A 16,859-nucleotide genomic window follows, 5' to 3' on the forward strand; every position below is an offset into this window, starting at 1 on the left:
ACTTTCTCCTCCACTACAACAATTTCGTTTTTAATGCTTCGGTATATTTCATAATCGCTTCGCGTAAAACGATTTTAGTGCCTTTTTCAAAAATTAAATCTTCCACGTTTGAAACTAATAAACATGTAGAAATCCCTAACTTTCGTACAATGATTAAATCACAAGTTTTATGTTTAATTGCTTCATAATTTTCACGTAAAACTTGCAAGACCATTTTTCCTTCTTCTAAACTAATATCTCCCGATTGTAATAATTCTTCTAACATGTACACATAAAGAATATCTACAAATTGAAACTCTGCTGTTTTATTCGTTTGTTCTATGAAAAATTGTAAAACTGGTTCTGATGCAATCCCCTTACGTAAAATGTCTTCCTTTGTTAAAAGAATTTCTCTCACACTCGGTGAAAACATATTCGCTAGTTCATCAAGTGATAAATCCTCTTTCATCGTTTGGATTTTATCAATACGCTCTAATATCTTTTCTTTCGGAAAAAATGTCTCTTGACCCGTGAATGTTGACTTTCGTACAAACCAATCTTCCGGTATTAAATTTTTTCTTTTCCACCTATATAACTGTCCGTATGAAATGCCAGTTAGTTCTAATAAATCTTTTTTTGAAATCAAATCTGTACTCAACTGTATAACACTCCTTCCTGATAACAATGTAACATAACACTGTTACGCTGTAAATAGACTTTTATCACAAGTAGCGTAACAATGTGTAAAACAAACCTATTCCTACATACAAAAAAGGCTCTTACACATCTTATGAAAATGCGCAAAAGCCCTTATATATCAAGATTTAAACCAAATATTATAAAAATCAATCCAACCTTGTGAATTAATCATTATATTTTGGACTTTTTCATGTGTACTTACCTCTTGTTTATTACGATACAAAGGAATAATATGAATTTGACGTAACAAAGTATCCTCAATATCGCGTAACAATGTAACTCTTTTTTCTAATTCTTCTTGTTTAAAATAAATAGACAACTTTTCATAAAAGTCCATGTTGCTTTGTCCATGAATAAAACTATTTTTTGTAAGAAACATATATAATAGACTATCTTCTATTCGTTCGCTTATTGTGGCACTATCATGCATCATATCAGCCTTTTGTATCGTACTTACTTCCAATAGCTCTTCTATATCAAGAAAATTATTTTCTACACGAATCCCGTACTTCGCACACTCTTTTTGTATCCATTGTGCATCTTCAACATGATCTCGTCCTGTAAATGTGTAGAGCTGTAGCACTTCATTATGATAAGTACTCCTTTTAATTAAACTTTCTACATCTTCCTCAATCTCTACAATGCTTTCACCTGCTAATATTAGTTTCTTTGCCACTTCTCCACGTTCTCCGCCGAGTTCTTGAACGATTGTATAACCATGAATGATTTTATATAACGCTTTCCGAAATAACTCATCTTGCATTGGTCCTTCTTTCGTAAGATTACATGTTAGATATGTCACGTTCGACTCAAGCCGAGACAATTCTTTATTATGTTTTTCTTTATCTTTATACTGCGCCTTTACTAAAACATCGTATGTACTTACACCTTGTTCTACATTCCACAACTCAACACGATCTAAAAAAGGTCTTTCACGAAAATATAAAGGATGACCTTCTAAAATGAACAGATTTTCATTACTTTTATATAATTGAAAAGACCCTGTTCCAATTAGCTCTCCTGCTTCATCTTCATTCACGATAGAACACTGTTCTGCACTTATCATATGTAAAAATATTTTATTTTCCGTATGTAATTGAATTTCGACAACGTAGTCATCCACTGAACGGATACTTTCAACGTGTTGTAACATCCAAGCGTGTGCATTATTTTCCAGCTTCATAAATCGATTCAATGAGTATATAACATCATGTGCAGTAAGTTGTTTTCCATTATGAAAGTGAACTCCTTTTCGTAAATAAAACGTCCATATTTTTTCAGCGTCATTATATTCCCAGTGAAATGCAAGTCTTGGCTCTATAATGTTTGTATTACCGTCTACATACACGAGTGTGTCGAATATATGTTTTACCATATGACATTCTGAACGCATTGTAGCGTATACAGGATCTAATGTGATATCTAAATTCATTTGTACTTGCAACCGGAGTACATCTCTTCTCCCTTCAGATGTCATTTCAATCTTATGACCAAATATTGAATCTACCCAGCAGTGATATTCTCCCTTTACTGACGGAAAATGTGAGCTATAGCGTTCCACAAATATGCTTCCGCTTTTCACATCCCCTTTTTTCGTTATTTCTTTTCCTCTATCTAAAATTAAAGACATCGGGTGCTTTTGAAATATTAACTTAGAACGATTTCCCCTGCCGCGACCTGGAAACCACTTGATCCAATTTAACTCATCTAATTTTTTTATAATTAATTTACTATTACGCTCTGTACAAAATAATGTTTCAGATATATTTTGCACTGTTACTTCCAATCGTTCTCCCTCTTTTTTCCCTTTTCCATAAGCAATCCATAGTTCAATATATTGATCTAAAATAAACATCATAATCCCCCTAAAAGGTGAAAAATACTCCCTATTGTTTCTACCCTTTTTCCAATTCTTCTTTCATCTTATCATTTCAATATAGAAAGGAGGAATTAATATTGAATTATCTCTTACTTCGTTACAATAAACCTATTTTTATTAGACTGTGTGGTGAATTATTAACCCGAACGACTGAATCTATGTTAGCTATCATTATGATTATTTACGTTAATAAAATGTTAAACGGCAATGTAATAATAACTATGCTGATTTTCGGATTACAGCCACTTTCAGACATTTTATTTACACTTATTGCTGGAGGAATTACTGATAAATATGGCCGAAAAAAGATTATGTTACTCGGCTTATTGCTACAAAGTGTTGCAATCGGTAGTTTCGTTTTCGCTCAATCCATTTTTATATTTGCACTGTTATATGTCATTAATGGCATTGGCCGTTCCTTATATATTCCGGCTCAACGTGCACAAATTGCTGATTTAACAAAAAAAGAGCAGCAAGCAGAAATTTTTGCTCTTCTACAAACGATGGGAGCAATTGGATCCGTAATCGGCCCTTTAATCGGTGCAAGTTTTTATAATACTCACCCAGAATATTTATTTATCGTGCAAAGTGTAACCCTTACGATATATGCCGTTGTTGTTTGGACCCAGCTCCCAGAAACCGTTCCGACTATAAGTAAGACGAAACAAACAATTGAGGCAAGTTCACCAAAGCAATTTGTTTTTAAACATTACGCCATATTCGGTCTTATGTTTTCTACACTTCCTATTAGCTTTTTTTATGCACAAACTGAGACGAATTATCGTATTTTTGCAGAACATGTATTTCCTAATCTCGTATTCATACTCGCATTTATTTCAACATGCAAAGCCATTTTGGAAATCATTCTACAAATCTTCCTCGTAAAATGGTCTGAACGATTTTCTATGGCGAAAATCATCCTTATTTCTTATACCTGCTTTACAATAGCTGCAGTTGGCTTTAGTTATTCAACGACGATATTGTCGTTATTCTTCACCTTACTCTTTTTAGTCATTGGAGAAAGTATTGCTCTAAACCATTTATTACGATTCGTTTCAGAAATTGCACCTCATGATAAACGTGGTTTATATTTTTCAATTTACGGTATACATTGGGATATATCTCGAACGTGTGGACCAGTTATTGGTGCAGTTTTATTAAGTAAACTAAGTGGTAGTATGCTTTTTTATATTTGCGCTTGCTTCTTATTAGTTGGGGGCATCGTTCAAGCACTGTTCGTTCAACATTTGGAACGTAAAAAAATCGTGAACCATCCTACACACAATTTATAAGTTACTACTTTTTCAGTAGATCAATATTTCTTATTGGATGAATATTAAAAAACAAAAGTGAAGTATTTCGCATATGAAAGTATGTTTTATATGGCAGGAGACGTTCCTTATTTACAACTAAAAACACCTCACTTCAATAAAGTGAGGTGTTTTTGAAATCACTTAATTTCTTATCCTGCCATTTTATTAATACTATCCTCTGGTGAAAATACAGAAATATGATCTACCTTACCAGTCGATTTTGGAATGACAAATTTCAGCTCATACTGGTTATTTACTTTGTATACATATATTTTATCTTCACCATTCCCTTTAACTGAAGATGGTTTTCCTAACGCTTTTTCAATTTCTTGTAATGTAATCGATTTTAGTTCTGCATGATATGAGCGTACATCAAAAACTTGTGACCCTTTATTAAATCCGAAAACAACATTTTTATTTGTAAAAGTTGCGTACATTCCATTCCCTGCATATTCGGTTTTATTTGCTTTTCCCCACGCTTTTTCAATTTCTTCAATATCCCCTGTATGGGCTCCAAATGGTACATTAGGTACTTTTCCTTCTTTTGCTAGTTCAAACAAATCTTTAACGTGGTTAATTGATTTTTGATTAAGTGTTCTATCTTTCGAATCTTGCTCAGGTGATGGTTTTGTTGTTTTTTCATTACTTGGTTTTGCTTCAGGATTTTTCTGTTCTTCTGAAGAATTGCTTTGTTCATTTTTATTATTTTCCAAGGTTGGATTTGTTTCCTTTTTTTCGTCTATCCCATTACATGCTGCTAGCGCAAACATACATGCTAAAGCCAAAAACAACATGACTATTTTCAAATACCCTTTCATCATTTCCCCCCCCTATTGCATCTTATTCATTTCGATAACCAACCCATTACAATACTTTTCAAATTATGTTTGTTCCAAAAAGTCAGTGCTTCATTCTCTCCAAAGGCTTGTACAAAATATGTTACAAAAGCTGTTCCTAAAAAGTAACCAAGTCTGTTATATCCGAAGTAACTACCTCCTGATAAACGGAACCATTCTTTCTCTTTTTCATCTGTCCATCCTTCAACATAATCTTTTAAAAAACGTTTCTTTATTTTCTCTTCATTTTCTTTATAATATTGTAGCCATGAATCACCGTCACTATTATATGAGTAGTAAACAGACTCATTTAAATCTTTAACGATTTTTTTTGATAAATAAGTTGCAACACCTTCACGATACAAACTTACCGACGCATCGGTCCATTCAGCCCTAGTCCAATCCATTCCAGTATTTTGTAGCATAACATTATGATATATATGACCTATTTCGTGAGCAGCAATAACACGAAGATGATTCAAATCTGGAGATAATTTTTCTGCCGCAAAAAATATGTCTCCAATGATTTCCCTTTCTACAAATGCATTTGAACCAAATCCTCCAACGAATAAATGGAATTTCATATTTACATCAAAGTTATATTTATTACGATATTCATTTGTTACCTCTTGAATAATGATTGGTAATGATTCTGCAATAATACGAATATCTTCTATTTTTGCGGGATATTGTTTAATGGCATTAGAAAGACGTTCTTTCGTTTTAGGACAATGATACTTAAAGTATTCTTCAAATATCTCTGAATGCGAAGTAAAGTATCGATTAAGGAGTTCTAATTCTAAATCGTCACTTTCCCATAATTTTAAAAAACTTGGAATTATATTGTTAATCACTGTATTCATCTCCTTATTTAAACCTTCTCTTCTCAATGATAATATCCTCTATCTATAGCTGAAAATATGCCGTCACAACAGCTCCTTGAAACAGAAAAAAACCAGTAGGAAGTGATTGCTCTTTTCCTACTGGTTGAAATGAAATTAAACGGTAAATCTTAGTTTCTTAAAAAATGTAGCGATAGTGCTTTTTACAGTTTCAAAATTATAAGCAAATGTATTATCTCCACTTAATGATGAAATACATGTTAAACCTGCAGCTTTAATAAAAGCTTTTACATCTACAAGCATAGAATTAGCCTCCATGAATTTAATTACAATCATTATAACAGGTGTTTTACGATACTAACATGAAAGTAATAAATAATCCTACTTAATAAATAAATTTCTATTATTAATTTATCCCGCTATTTGCCGGGCAGTAAGATCCCCACGTCGAAGCAAAGAAGTTAGATGGGGGTAAGGGCTGCCCGTAAAAGCCCGATTGGTAGGGCTAATAATCAGTGGGGATGAACCCCCCACTGATTAAAACTTCACTTTATTTAGCTCAAAGTACACCATTTCAATGTCATATAAAAAAGCTGCCCCAAAAGGACAGCTTTAAATATGTATATTACACTTCGATTGACTTACCGTCTTCAACAATATGATAAAGTAAGTGAGCTAAATGATGAATTGGACCATATTCTTCCTCTTCCTCATCTGTTTCACCTTGGTATTCCAGATCATTTAAGTATAGTGCTAAAAATTGATAGTATAGTTTTAAATCAAATCCATAACACGCAGTTGGTTCTTCATGATCTCCTTCATATTGTAACATTAAGTATTGATCATTTCCTTCTGCATCTTCTGCATCAAAGAATACGAAGAAGCCAACGTTTGTGTCTAAATCAAATAAATGACGAGTACCTTTTTCAGTTGCTTTATTGAAGTCCTCTTCACTTAATTTATGTACTGTTGTCGCTTTTGCATTATCTTCTTGATGGAAATTTACTGTAAATGATTTCAATGCTGACACCTCCTGATTGTATAATACTAGCATAACATATAAAAAGGACTGCTTACAAATGTAAACAGTCCTGCTACATTCATTTCCGCATTGCTCGTAGTAAAAAACTCACAATGAAGATCAAAATAATCGCACCAATTAAAGCAGGAATGATTGCAAATCCGCCTATTACAGGACCGAAACTACCAAGTAATTTCGTACCAATCCAAGAACCGATAATACCAGCAATAATATTACCAATTACACCACCTGGTACATCCCTTCCAGTAATTAAGCTTGCAAACCATCCTAATAAACCACCAACGATTAAAGACCAAATCATATAATAACCTCCTTTATATTTAACCAATCAAAATATAATTAGAAACAATTGCTTACCATTAGTTATGTGACATTTTTCATAAGTTATTCATGCTGCTCAACTATAAGATTTTTGAGAATAATTCACACCGATAAACTATTTTTCGAACTGACGATTTATCCGACTTGTTATTACACACATTAAGGACAATCTGGCTTCAATATTGTTCGCATAAACTCTTCTTTAAAAGCAGGATAGTTAAAACCAACAGCAATTCTCTGAATCGGCCGATCATCAAACCTTGTTGGTTCAGCTATTTTTCTAAAGTCAGCTACACTTTGGCCCCTAGTCACATCATTTGTCGTACTAATCCACACTGCCGATTTTTTATATTCGAAAATACTATCGTTTATAAACGAGATAAACGGTAGTAAATCGTGTATGGGACTTCCACCAATACCTGGATATTCTTTTTTATAAAAATTCTCATAATAAAAATCAATCATTGGTTTAATGAGTTTCGCCTGTCCAGTTCCTTGTTTATCTATTATATTGGCCATTTCAGGCGTAATAAGCGCACCCTGTGTTACATTTAACGGGTATATAGTAGCGTTTTTCGCATATTTCATAACAATATTTGCTGCAATTGGATCACCATAAAAATTCGCTTCAGATACTGGTGTAACATTACCTGGAAATAGGAAAGCGCCGCCCATTATATAATACGAACAAATACGATCCATTATATTTGGATACAATAAAAATAACGTAGCAAGCGTCGTTAGTCTTCCTGTCGCCACAATTATAATATCTTCTGGACAAGGTTCGATTAATTTGATTAATTCACAAAAATTTTCTCGTTTACAAATTCTCATTTCAGGTGGAATAATAGGACCTAAACCATGATCCCCATGGATTTCAGGGAAAAACAAAGGTTCTTCAGCTGTCATCGGCCTACTCGCACCTTCAATAATTTTCACTTGTGTAGCATAGTACCTTTCTAAAAAATAAACATTTTCCGTAACGATATCTCGTGATACATTCCCGTACTCTGCAACAATACCTAGAATATCTAATTTACATGTTTTATTTGCATAAATTAACGCTACGGCGTCATCAATACCAAAGTCTCCAAAAAAGATGATTTTCTTATTAACTATTCTCACCCCTCTTCAGCATAATCTACTATTATTATTATGTGAAAAAGACAAGGCGGTGAAACAGCGCAAACTAAAAAAGCCGCCTATTTATTGGCGACTTCAATCTTTTTATAAGACAAATATGCTAGTACATTTTTACTTGAATCGTATTTCGGGTTATTTCCTTTTCTTGGCTCTCTCATATGTGTCTTTTCAAATCCAGGAATGTCTGGCATTTTCCCCATAAATTCAAGCATTTCTTCCTCAGTACCTTCAATGCGTACACGAATCATAATAACTATTCCTCAATTCACAGTTTCTCTGTACTAAGTATATCGTACTTCAGAAAGACTGCAACACATTTATCTTTTTAATGTTGTACTTTTTTTACATATAAACATAGCCATTTCAGTATAGAACGAATCTACTTTATTATTTTTAAGTTGAATATTAAAATATTCCTTCATTTCGTTTGGTGCTTTCATCATACATTCTGTTAATTTTTCACGCTTTTGTACAGGGACATCCATCATATTACACCACCAGTCAAAATCAAACTTCTTATCAAAAGTAAGACATGACTGCATTTGCAAACCGTTTTTTTCTAATAAAGTAAGCCATTCTGTCTTTTTTAGAGCTCGTTCATGACTTGGGTCCCGCTTCTTTTCTATAAAATTATAAAATGTATCATATTCATTATTTTCTGGCGAAACATTATCTATTAAGATGAATAATCCATTATCCTCCAACGTACGATTTACTTCATAAATAAATTGAGCCGGATTCGTAAAATGATGGGCTGCAATCCGGCATGTAATTGTATCAAAAAAATGATCTGCAAATGGTAAATCCTCTGCGTTTCCTGCTACAAAAGACACATTTTCATGACCATTCTGCTTTATAAAACCTTTTGCTTTTTCTAACATCTGTTCTGTTAAATCAAGTGCAACTACTTCTTCAAACATAGGTGCTAGCATATTCGCAACATGTCCGCCGCCAGTAGCAACATCAAGAAGACGATTATTATGGCGAGATTCAACTTGTTGAACTACATGCTGTAAGTCCTGTCCTTTAGCATGTATTTTACTATTCACATACTTATCTGCATTACTGCCAAACTGTTTTTTCACAAGCTCCTCTTTACTCATTTTATCATCTTCTTTCTATTGTAATTTACATATACGATTCATATAATTATTACAATTCTCTTCATGTATTTTCAAATCCTCTTTTCATCTCACTTCTTATCGTGCTGTCCTATCATCAACATAATATAAATTTTACTTTTACTATTAAACAAAAAAGGCTACGGGAACTTCTCCCCTAACCTGATTAAATATTTATTACATTTTCATTTCTTCATATACGTCTATATAATATAAATCCTCTTTCAACTTCATAATAACATCTACTTCGTTATAAGTAGCCTCACGAGCATGTAATCCAAATTGATCCATACCAATCCATATCCATCCAGGTGTATGATATAAAACATCTAGGTTAAAATAATCTAATTTAGTAAGCTCCGATGTAATAAATTTATCTTTATTAGCGATTTGTTTATCTAGTAAACCATATTCTTTTCCATTTTCAAATAGCGATATAAATTTCCCTACAATCGGATGTTCACGAACAATAAAATGATATTCCTTTTCCTCTACATTTGCCACAATCAAACGAGAAACAGATAAATCAGCCCCCGAATTCGACATATTTGTTTATTCACCTCCTTATATAGGTCTCTTCAATATAATAACAAATGAATATTCAAATCAGATTAATATAATGTAAAAAATAAAAAAGCTGACTTCCCTTTAGAAATCAGCCTTTATAATTTGATCAACTTTATACTTTTACAAATTATTATAATGTTTCTTTTTCCTCATCATTTCCGGAAACTAAACTTCCTATAGCATCTGCTGTTACTTCCACTACAAATTCACAAATACCTGCTACAACTTCTCCAATTACTTCATCCATCTTTTTACCCCCTTATTTTATGTAACTTATTTGTAGTATAGAAGAAATTGGTGAATGTAAACTATCGAAAAAGGTGACATAAACCTTACAGAATTGTAAGCTCTTTCATCACTTTACGTACCCCCTTTTGAAACTCCAAGTATTTTTAGCAGACATATAGGCCATCATAATATGAAGCAAGTAATAATCAAGTGTCAGGAGGCGTTTAATATGTATTACGTAAAATTAATTAAAGGTCAATCGTTCTACGCTTTTGATCATCGTTTCTTAGTGTCTGAAGAAGAAAAGGTTTCAGAGAAAATCTATAATTACTTACGACGTAATGAATTTTTTGAAGTACGTAAAGAAGAATATTCTGCTTAATTACAAAAAGCATTAAGAAAAATATCATCTTATTGTGATATATTCTTGATGCTTTTATGTGAATTTCTTCTTTCAATAATTGTTGTTGACTCTATTAAATAATCTAGTATTTGTCCAAGCTAATTCTTCACTATTTTCATATTCTAGTATATGAGGAGGTGAAGAATATGACTCATATCATTGATTACCAAGCTACTCAACCTATAAGTAAAACTGGTGAAACAACTTTTGCAATCCCAGCTTCTCCAAATAAAGCAATTTTAGCAAATTTGAAATTGAGAATTTCAAGTAGAGATTCACGTAATAATCGAGTAGAATTAATCGCTACAATTGGTGTAGAAGGTATAACTGGGACTTCACAAGTTTTATTCCGAATTTTTCGTGATAATATTGAAATTTTTAATGCACAAGTAGGTATTGAATCTACAGATTCTGAACAATTCTACGTACAAACATTTCAAGCTATAGATCAAAACGTTAGCAGTGGAACACACGAATATTCATTAACTGTAGAAAACCTTACTAGTGGTGCAAGCGCAGAAGTTGTTGGCCCACTATCTTTTAGCGCTTTAGCTATTGGACAAGAGCGTAGATGTTGCTAAGTGAAATTAATTTTTAATTTTGTACTTTGTAAAAGCAAGACGTAGTTATACGTTCTTGCTTTTTTATATTTATCCTTGCTTTCTATTAGCTTAAATCATAAATTTTTTACGTTTTGATTCACTTATTTCATCAATTAATACATCAAATTTTTACAAATCAAAAAGATTGAAATCCAATTATGAAACACGTAATATAGACTCTGACTCTAAAAAAGTTCGTATAAAAATACTACATAAATAAGGAGGTTTTATATACGAGTTTTTCATTTTAAAAGACGGAGAGGTTTTATGTTATGTGGCGTAATAAAAACGTTTGGATTGTTTTAATTGGGGAGTTTATTGCAGGTCTAGGATTATGGCTTGGTATTCTTGGCAACCTTGAATTTATGCAAAAATATGTCCCTTCTGATTTCATGAAATCAGTTATATTATTTATCGGACTATTAGCCGGTGTTCTAGTTGGACCTATGGCTGGCCGTGTCATCGATCAGTATGAAAAGAAAAAAGTTCTTCTTTACGCTGGGTTTGGTCGAGTTTTAAGTGTTATTTTCATGTTTTTCGCTATTCAATTTGAAAGTATCGCATTTATGATTGCATTTATGGTTGCTCTTCAAATTTCAGCAGCATTTTATTTCCCTGCATTACAATCTGTGATTCCACTCATCGTAAGTGAGCATGAGTTATTACAAATGAACGGTGTACATATGAATGTTGGTACAATCGCTCGTATTGCAGGTACTTCACTAGGTGGAATTCTTTTAGTTGTGATGAGTTTACAGTACATGTATGCCTTCTCAATGGCAGCATACGCCTTATTATTCCTCTCGACTTTCTTCCTGCAATTCGAAGATAAGAAATCAATAACACCAAGTAAACAAGCTGCAAAAGATAATAGCTTTATGGAAGTATTTCGTATTTTAAAAGGAATTCCTATTGCTTTTACAGCACTTATATTAAGTATTATCCCTCTTTTATTTATAGCTGGGTTTAATTTAATGGTTATTAACATTAGCGAAATGCAACATGATCCTACGATTAAAGGGTTCATATATACAATTGAAGGAGTCGCATTTATGTTAGGTGCCTTCGTAATTAAACGTCTATCTGATCATTTCAAACCTGAAAAATTACTATATTTCTTCGCAGTTTGTACTGCTTTTGCACACCTATCATTGTTCTTTAGCGATATAAAATGGATGGCTCTTACATCATTTGGTTTGTTTGGGTTTAGTGTTGGCTGCTTCTTCCCTATTATGTCGACGATTTTCCAAACGAAAGTTGAAAAAAGTTATCACGGTCGCCTCTTCTCATTCCGTAATATGTTTGAGAGGGTTATGTTCCAAATCGTCTTACTTGGCACAGGGTTCTTCTTAGATACAATTGGGTTACAATATATGGTTCTCATCTTCGGAGTCGTTTCATTATTGATTATTTCTATTTCCCTTTCTAAGCAGAAACATTATGAAAAACAGCATTCGCAATCTGCGAATTTATAAAATAAACAAAGAAGTATGGATATAATATTGAATCCATACTTCTTTGTTTTATAATACGCCTATTTATTACGTTTATTGAAATTACCTAAAGGAGTATCCCTCTTTTATTTCGAATAGATTATAAAAAGTACTCTTTATAAAAGGAGTGGTAAAATGTCTGATGGCATTGAAGTATTTATTGTCCTGCTCTTTGCAATTGCTCTGTTTAGCATCCTAAACTTTTTATCCATTTCCTTATCTGGACGTAGTTTTAAAAAAAGAATCGTGGCAGGTTTCATATTTTTACTACTGACTCCCATTATCTTTTTGACTATCGCAACATTTGCTTCTATATTCGATAAGGCAGGATTTGGCGCAGGTACGTTAGCCTTTATGATCGCAAGCCTATATATATTAAATGGAATAGTGATTCTGCTTTCCTCTTTATTTATCCTCAAAAAAGACATAACATAGGCTATAGTACTAGCATGAATCTGACTTTACACTAGATTCATGCTTATTTAATTTCTCCTAAATTTTTATATGAAATTAAATAATTCTTTAAAAAAATTTAAACTTTATTTATTATAATATCCCTATCGTATTCGCACGTTTATTCAAATTTAAAAGAAAGGAGCACAAAATGAAAAAGGTTCTACTTACAATTCCTATACTAATCATCCTACTTAGTGGATGCAGCAATAACGATATATACGGTTCTTGGGAAGTCGTTGACAATAAAAATGGTGAATGCCCTGTATATTATAAATTTGAAACAGTTGTCAAAAAAGAAAATAAAGAGGAAATTGTGCAAAATTTAGTAGAAATGCAGACAACAAAGAATAAAGACGATTTATATAAAGGCTCATTTGTCAAAAATTCTAATGTATATCACATTGATTATGGTAATTCATTTACATCAGAGCAAACTTTAAAAGTTGCCGACGGTACATTAAATGTATACTTTTTGACAGTTGAAAAATTATGCACATATAAAAAGAAATGATTACATTTCAGAGGAAACGCAGAAAATATTTTCTGCGTTATTTCACTTTAGAAATCTTCCACAAATACTTAATAAAAACTATAAAATAACTTAAGTTATATAAAATGAATCCTATAATAGACATTTCAATTAACACGTCTACGCTATTTACATCGATACTTTTCAAAATAGGCTAATCCTTCCTCTAAATTTGTCAATCGTTTTAATTTTCATAAAAAAATGATAAAATATAAACATGTGTTTTCAGAATAATTAAAAACGCAGAATGAAAGCACTGTTTTAGGAGGGGTTTTGATGACTTACACGTTAGCAACTAGAATGAAAGCATTCCAATCTTCTATATTTAGTGAATTAGGAGCCTATAAAAAAGAAAAAATTGCAGCAGGTCATAACATGATTGATTTGAGCATCGGAAATCCTGATATGCCGCCCGCTGATTTTGTAAGAGAAACAATGGTACATACAGCGAGTGAGAAAGAGAGCTACGGGTATACATTATCAGGTATTCAAGAATTTCACGAAGCTGTAACTGAATATTACAACAACACTCATAACGTTTTATTAAATGCGGATAAAGAAGTTTTATTATTAATGGGTTCACAAGACGGGCTCGTTCATTTACCTATGGTTTATGCAAATCCAGGTGATATTATATTAGTTCCTGATCCAGGATATACAGCTTATGAAACAGGTATTCAAATGGCTGGTGCAACATCTTACTACATGCCTTTAAAGAAAGAGAATGATTTCTTACCAGACTTAGGAGTCATCCCTGAAGAAATTGCCGATCAAGCGAAGATGATGATTTTAAACTTCCCAGGGAATCCCGTTCCAGCAATGGCTCATGAAGATTTCTTTAAAGAAGTAATCGCATTCGCGAAAAAGCATAATATTATCGTTGTCCATGATTTTGCTTATGCTGAATTTTATTTCGATGGTAATAAGCCAATTAGCTTCCTCTCTGTACATGGTGCTAAAGAAGTTGGTGTAGAAATCAATTCTTTGTCAAAAAGTTATAGTTTAGCAGGTAGCCGTATTGGATATATGATTGGAAACGAAGAAATTGTTCGTGCACTTACTCAATTTAAATCTAATACCGATTACGGTGTATTTTTACCAATTCAAAAAGCGGCATCTGCAGCACTAAGAAATGGCGCTGTATTTTGTGAGAAAAACCGCGATATTTATCAAGAACGGAGAGATACTTTAGTTGATGGATTCCGAACATTTGGCTGGAATGTCGATAAGCCAGCTGGTAGTATGTTTGTCTGGGCTGAAATTCCACAAGGATGGACTTCTCTAGACTTCGCTTATGCATTAATGGATCGTGCGAATGTCGTTGTTACACCTGGTCATGCATTTGGACCTCACGGAGAAGGCTTCGTACGTATTGCACTCGTTCAAGATAAAGAAGTGTTGCAACAAGTTGTTGAAAACATTAGAAATAGCGGCATTTTCACTCTTGAAAAAGTAAATGAATTAGTTAAAAATTAGTTCCCACTCCCCTGCTTAAATTTAGCAGGGGTATTATTAATTGGAGGTACTTTCATATGCATATTAAAGACACTCTTCCCCATCGTTATCCATTTTTAATGACTGATAAAGTAACAAATGTAAAACAAGGTGAATCCGTTACAGGATATAAACTCATTACAAATAACGAATGGTTTATAAATGATAGTCAAAAACATATGCCTCATATGTTAATTGTAGAAGCACTTGCTCAGCTTAGTGCATTTGTACATACAAGTGATTCTGAAGGACTAGGATTCCTCTCCTCTTTAGATGGAGTTGAATTCCAAGGAAAAGCATATCCCGGTGATAAACTTGATTTACATTATGAACTAACGCGCAATCGCCGAGGTTTTGTTCTTGGTAAAGGTATTGCAACTGTAAACGACCAGCCTATTGTAACTATAGAAAAACTATTAATATATCAAGCAGATTAAATTGTTCCTTATATCAGTTGGGAATATCTATTCTCAACCAATTAAAAATAAATAGGAAAACATATTACGTAGTTAGGAGCAGGAAAATGGAACGTACTATCGGTATCGATGCTGGAGGCACATTAACGAAAATAGCTTATTTTAACGAAAAAAGGCTATTAACTTTTGAAAAATTTTATTCGCATGAACAACATAAAATAATAGATTGGATTAAAAGCAACAATGGCATAAAACAAATATGTATTACGGGTGGTAAATCGAAACTATTACAGCAACTGCTTACAGGTTCATATAAAATAATAGAGCTAAACGAATTTGAAGCTACTCTTGCAGGTGTCCAATACATATTAAAAGAAGAAAAACATGCTATACGCAATTTTATTTTAACCAATATCGGTACAGGTACTTCTATCCATTACGTTTATAATGAACAATATATTCGCGCTGGTGGAACCGGAGTTGGCGGTGGGACTATTATGGGACTTTCAAAATTGTTAACAAATATAGATCATTTTGAAGATGTAATCCCTCTAACAAAAGTAGGATCTAGAAAAGAACTAGATATTACGGTTGGAGATATTTATGGTGGTATTCTTTCCCCTATCGATAATAACTTAACTGCTAGTAACTTCGGAAAAGCAGCCATTACAGAATCAAATAATAGTAGCTCCGATATACTAGCTACTGTACAAGGACTTGTCGGTGAAGTCGTTACTGCATTAAGCCTTCAATTCGCTGAAACAAAAAACATTGAACATATTATTTATATTGGTTCGACTTTATGTAATAACGTACAACTTCAACATATTATTAGTAGCTACACCGAATATCAAAATAAAACACCAATCTTTTTACAAGATGGTGGTAATAGCGGTGCAATTGGTGCATTACTTCATGCTACGAAATAAAAAGCTGACTTTTGTCAGCTTTTTAGAAATGGCACTTCAAATTCAATAATTGATTCCCCGTTCTCTCCAATTCGCTCCACGCTTATTCTATCAATCACACAATTTAACTTCCCATGAAAACTAGCAATCTCCTTCACTACTTCAGCAGCTAATTCGGCACTCTCTTTTCTTCCGACTGTTACATGCGGGATGTATGGAATGTCTTCTTTCAAAAATTGTAATAAAGGTCCTGTATATAGAATATTATGTAGTTCCTCTATTTGTTCTTTCCCCTTTTCAACTCGTAAAAACAAATATTCTCTTTCACTTGTAATTTGATTCTTAAATTCAATTTCTATATTCTGTATCGGTTTTGATACATTTATAATATGTAATTTCAGCTCATCATTTGAAATCGAACTTTCAAATGGGAATACAATTGTAATATGCGGTGGAATTAATCCAAATAAAGGATCATGTTTTTGCCTAATGTCCTCGATTTCGCTAATGAACATGTTGTTTAGAAAAAGTAAAATTGTACGCATTTTTATCCCCTCAACTTTTCCTCATTATAATATGTATCATATT

The 16,859-nt window shown here is 32.7% G+C and carries 21 protein-coding genes; 9 read left to right on the forward strand and 12 right to left on the reverse strand.

Going from position 1 to position 16,859, the window contains the following annotated elements:
* Window positions 1-13 precede the first annotated feature (13 nt).
* Window positions 14-637: a YhbD family protein gene (locus AC3EMB_RS14175; protein ID WP_000102246.1), complete on the reverse strand. Its 624-nt coding sequence runs from the start codon at window positions 635-637 to the stop codon at window positions 14-16.
* 159 nt (window positions 638-796) lie between these two features.
* Complete coding sequence (locus AC3EMB_RS14180; protein WP_488517077.1) at window positions 797-2,533, reverse strand: ABC transporter substrate-binding protein; 1,737 nt, start codon at window positions 2,531-2,533, stop codon at window positions 797-799.
* 101 nt (window positions 2,534-2,634) lie between these two features.
* Here AC3EMB_RS14180 and AC3EMB_RS14185 point away from each other — a divergent pair, with 101 nt between their 5' ends.
* Complete coding sequence (locus AC3EMB_RS14185) at window positions 2,635-3,849, forward strand: MDR family MFS transporter (RefSeq protein WP_098127925.1); 1,215 nt, start codon at window positions 2,635-2,637, stop codon at window positions 3,847-3,849.
* 170 nt (window positions 3,850-4,019) lie between these two features.
* On the opposite strand, the gene AC3EMB_RS14190 is transcribed toward AC3EMB_RS14185, so the two are convergent.
* From AC3EMB_RS14190 to AC3EMB_RS14230, 9 genes are all read right to left on the reverse strand, one after another.
* A complete protein-coding gene (locus tag AC3EMB_RS14190) occupies window positions 4,020-4,691 on the reverse strand; it encodes a YjgB family protein (RefSeq protein WP_488517078.1) in 672 nt (223 codons plus the stop codon).
* Window positions 4,692-4,714: 23 nt separating this feature from the next.
* Window positions 4,715-5,569: an aminopeptidase gene (locus tag AC3EMB_RS14195; protein ID WP_488517780.1), complete on the reverse strand. Its 855-nt coding sequence runs from the start codon at window positions 5,567-5,569 to the stop codon at window positions 4,715-4,717.
* Window positions 5,570-5,704: 135 nt separating this feature from the next.
* Window positions 5,705-5,851, reverse strand: a complete 147-nt coding sequence (locus AC3EMB_RS14200; RefSeq protein WP_000959551.1) for a hypothetical protein — start codon at window positions 5,849-5,851, stop codon at window positions 5,705-5,707.
* Window positions 5,852-6,173: 322 nt separating this feature from the next.
* Entirely contained in the window at window positions 6,174-6,569 is a 396-nt protein-coding gene (locus tag AC3EMB_RS14205) for a hypothetical protein (RefSeq protein WP_000834885.1), read from the reverse strand.
* A gap of 79 nt (window positions 6,570-6,648) precedes the next feature.
* Window positions 6,649-6,891, reverse strand: coding sequence for a GlsB/YeaQ/YmgE family stress response membrane protein (locus tag AC3EMB_RS14210; protein ID WP_000638309.1), 243 nt, complete (start codon window positions 6,889-6,891; stop codon window positions 6,649-6,651).
* Between the two features lie 179 nt (window positions 6,892-7,070).
* Window positions 7,071-8,036, reverse strand: a complete 966-nt coding sequence (locus AC3EMB_RS14215; RefSeq protein ID WP_182812906.1) for a nucleoside hydrolase — start codon at window positions 8,034-8,036, stop codon at window positions 7,071-7,073.
* Window positions 8,037-8,113: 77 nt separating this feature from the next.
* Window positions 8,114-8,302 (reverse strand): DUF3970 family protein, encoded by a 189-nt coding sequence (locus AC3EMB_RS14220; RefSeq protein WP_000621885.1) that lies wholly within the window; start codon window positions 8,300-8,302, stop codon window positions 8,114-8,116.
* Between the two features lie 69 nt (window positions 8,303-8,371).
* Complete coding sequence (locus AC3EMB_RS14225) at window positions 8,372-9,157, reverse strand: class I SAM-dependent methyltransferase (protein ID WP_053564193.1); 786 nt, start codon at window positions 9,155-9,157, stop codon at window positions 8,372-8,374.
* A 195-nt stretch (window positions 9,158-9,352) separates the two neighbouring features.
* Complete coding sequence (locus tag AC3EMB_RS14230) at window positions 9,353-9,721, reverse strand: hypothetical protein (RefSeq protein WP_098852637.1); 369 nt, start codon at window positions 9,719-9,721, stop codon at window positions 9,353-9,355.
* Between the two features lie 478 nt (window positions 9,722-10,199).
* Here AC3EMB_RS14230 and AC3EMB_RS14235 point away from each other — a divergent pair, with 478 nt between their 5' ends.
* The 8 genes from AC3EMB_RS14235 to coaW all read left to right on the forward strand — a co-directional run bounded on the left by AC3EMB_RS14235 (window position 10,200) and on the right by coaW (window position 16,292).
* Window positions 10,200-10,352, forward strand: coding sequence for a YqbF domain-containing protein (locus AC3EMB_RS14235; protein ID WP_000291907.1), 153 nt, complete (start codon window positions 10,200-10,202; stop codon window positions 10,350-10,352).
* A gap of 167 nt (window positions 10,353-10,519) precedes the next feature.
* The gene (exsC, locus tag AC3EMB_RS14240) at window positions 10,520-10,954 is read left to right on the forward strand and encodes an exosporium protein ExsC (RefSeq protein WP_095690692.1); all 435 of its coding nucleotides are present in this window, start codon (window positions 10,520-10,522) and stop codon (window positions 10,952-10,954) included.
* A 293-nt stretch (window positions 10,955-11,247) separates the two neighbouring features.
* Entirely contained in the window at window positions 11,248-12,450 is a 1,203-nt protein-coding gene (locus AC3EMB_RS14245; protein ID WP_445117241.1) for an MFS transporter, read from the forward strand.
* A gap of 153 nt (window positions 12,451-12,603) precedes the next feature.
* A complete protein-coding gene (locus AC3EMB_RS14250; RefSeq protein ID WP_098827927.1) occupies window positions 12,604-12,903 on the forward strand; it encodes a hypothetical protein in 300 nt (99 codons plus the stop codon).
* Window positions 12,904-13,072: 169 nt separating this feature from the next.
* Window positions 13,073-13,435 carry a hypothetical protein gene (locus tag AC3EMB_RS14255; RefSeq protein WP_095690690.1) on the forward strand — a complete coding sequence of 121 codons (363 nt, stop codon included), beginning with the start codon at window positions 13,073-13,075 and terminating at the stop codon, window positions 13,433-13,435.
* Window positions 13,436-13,729: 294 nt separating this feature from the next.
* Window positions 13,730-14,929, forward strand: coding sequence for an LL-diaminopimelate aminotransferase (locus AC3EMB_RS14260; protein WP_000222704.1), 1,200 nt, complete (start codon window positions 13,730-13,732; stop codon window positions 14,927-14,929).
* Between the two features lie 56 nt (window positions 14,930-14,985).
* A complete protein-coding gene (locus AC3EMB_RS14265; protein WP_065484095.1) occupies window positions 14,986-15,384 on the forward strand; it encodes a 3-hydroxyacyl-ACP dehydratase FabZ family protein in 399 nt (132 codons plus the stop codon).
* 86 nt (window positions 15,385-15,470) lie between these two features.
* On the forward strand, window positions 15,471-16,292 hold the full coding sequence (gene coaW / locus AC3EMB_RS14270; RefSeq protein WP_063547606.1) for a type II pantothenate kinase: 822 nt from the start codon (window positions 15,471-15,473) through the stop codon (window positions 16,290-16,292).
* Window positions 16,293-16,306: 14 nt separating this feature from the next.
* Here coaW and AC3EMB_RS14275 read toward each other — a convergent pair whose 3' ends face one another.
* Window positions 16,307-16,816, reverse strand: coding sequence for a 2'-5' RNA ligase family protein (locus tag AC3EMB_RS14275; protein WP_053564188.1), 510 nt, complete (start codon window positions 16,814-16,816; stop codon window positions 16,307-16,309).
* Window positions 16,817-16,859 lie beyond the last annotated feature (43 nt).

The organism is Bacillus sp. LQ16, assembly GCF_057784645.1.

What these genes read in the sequence shown, in the direction of transcription:
- AC3EMB_RS14180 (WP_488517077.1), bottom strand. Translation starts at nt 2,533, where the DNA reads ATGTTTATTTTAGATCAATATATTGAACTATGGATTGCTTATGGAAAA.
- AC3EMB_RS14190 (WP_488517078.1), bottom strand. Translation starts at nt 4,691, where the DNA reads ATGATGAAAGGGTATTTGAAAATAGTCATGTTGTTTTTGGCTTTAGCA.
- AC3EMB_RS14195 (WP_488517780.1), bottom strand. Translation starts at nt 5,569, where the DNA reads ATGAATACAGTGATTAACAATATAATTCCAAGTTTTTTAAAATTATGG.
- AC3EMB_RS14200 (WP_000959551.1), bottom strand. Translation starts at nt 5,851, where the DNA reads ATGCTTGTAGATGTAAAAGCTTTTATTAAAGCTGCAGGTTTAACATGT.
- AC3EMB_RS14210 (WP_000638309.1), bottom strand. Translation starts at nt 6,891, where the DNA reads ATGATTTGGTCTTTAATCGTTGGTGGTTTATTAGGATGGTTTGCAAGC.
- AC3EMB_RS14220 (WP_000621885.1), bottom strand. Translation starts at nt 8,302, where the DNA reads ATGATTCGTGTACGCATTGAAGGTACTGAGGAAGAAATGCTTGAATTT.
- AC3EMB_RS14225 (WP_053564193.1), bottom strand. Translation starts at nt 9,157, where the DNA reads ATGAGTAAAGAGGAGCTTGTGAAAAAACAGTTTGGCAGTAATGCAGAT.
- AC3EMB_RS14230 (WP_098852637.1), bottom strand. Translation starts at nt 9,721, where the DNA reads ATGTCGAATTCGGGGGCTGATTTATCTGTTTCTCGTTTGATTGTGGCA.
- AC3EMB_RS14235 (WP_000291907.1), top strand. Translation starts at nt 10,200, where the DNA reads ATGTATTACGTAAAATTAATTAAAGGTCAATCGTTCTACGCTTTTGAT.
- exsC (WP_095690692.1), top strand. Translation starts at nt 10,520, where the DNA reads ATGACTCATATCATTGATTACCAAGCTACTCAACCTATAAGTAAAACT.
- AC3EMB_RS14245 (WP_445117241.1), top strand. Translation starts at nt 11,248, where the DNA reads ATGTGGCGTAATAAAAACGTTTGGATTGTTTTAATTGGGGAGTTTATT.
- AC3EMB_RS14250 (WP_098827927.1), top strand. Translation starts at nt 12,604, where the DNA reads ATGTCTGATGGCATTGAAGTATTTATTGTCCTGCTCTTTGCAATTGCT.
- AC3EMB_RS14255 (WP_095690690.1), top strand. Translation starts at nt 13,073, where the DNA reads ATGAAAAAGGTTCTACTTACAATTCCTATACTAATCATCCTACTTAGT.
- AC3EMB_RS14260 (WP_000222704.1), top strand. Translation starts at nt 13,730, where the DNA reads ATGACTTACACGTTAGCAACTAGAATGAAAGCATTCCAATCTTCTATA.
- AC3EMB_RS14265 (WP_065484095.1), top strand. Translation starts at nt 14,986, where the DNA reads ATGCATATTAAAGACACTCTTCCCCATCGTTATCCATTTTTAATGACT.
- coaW (WP_063547606.1), top strand. Translation starts at nt 15,471, where the DNA reads ATGGAACGTACTATCGGTATCGATGCTGGAGGCACATTAACGAAAATA.
- AC3EMB_RS14275 (WP_053564188.1), bottom strand. Translation starts at nt 16,816, where the DNA reads ATGCGTACAATTTTACTTTTTCTAAACAACATGTTCATTAGCGAAATC.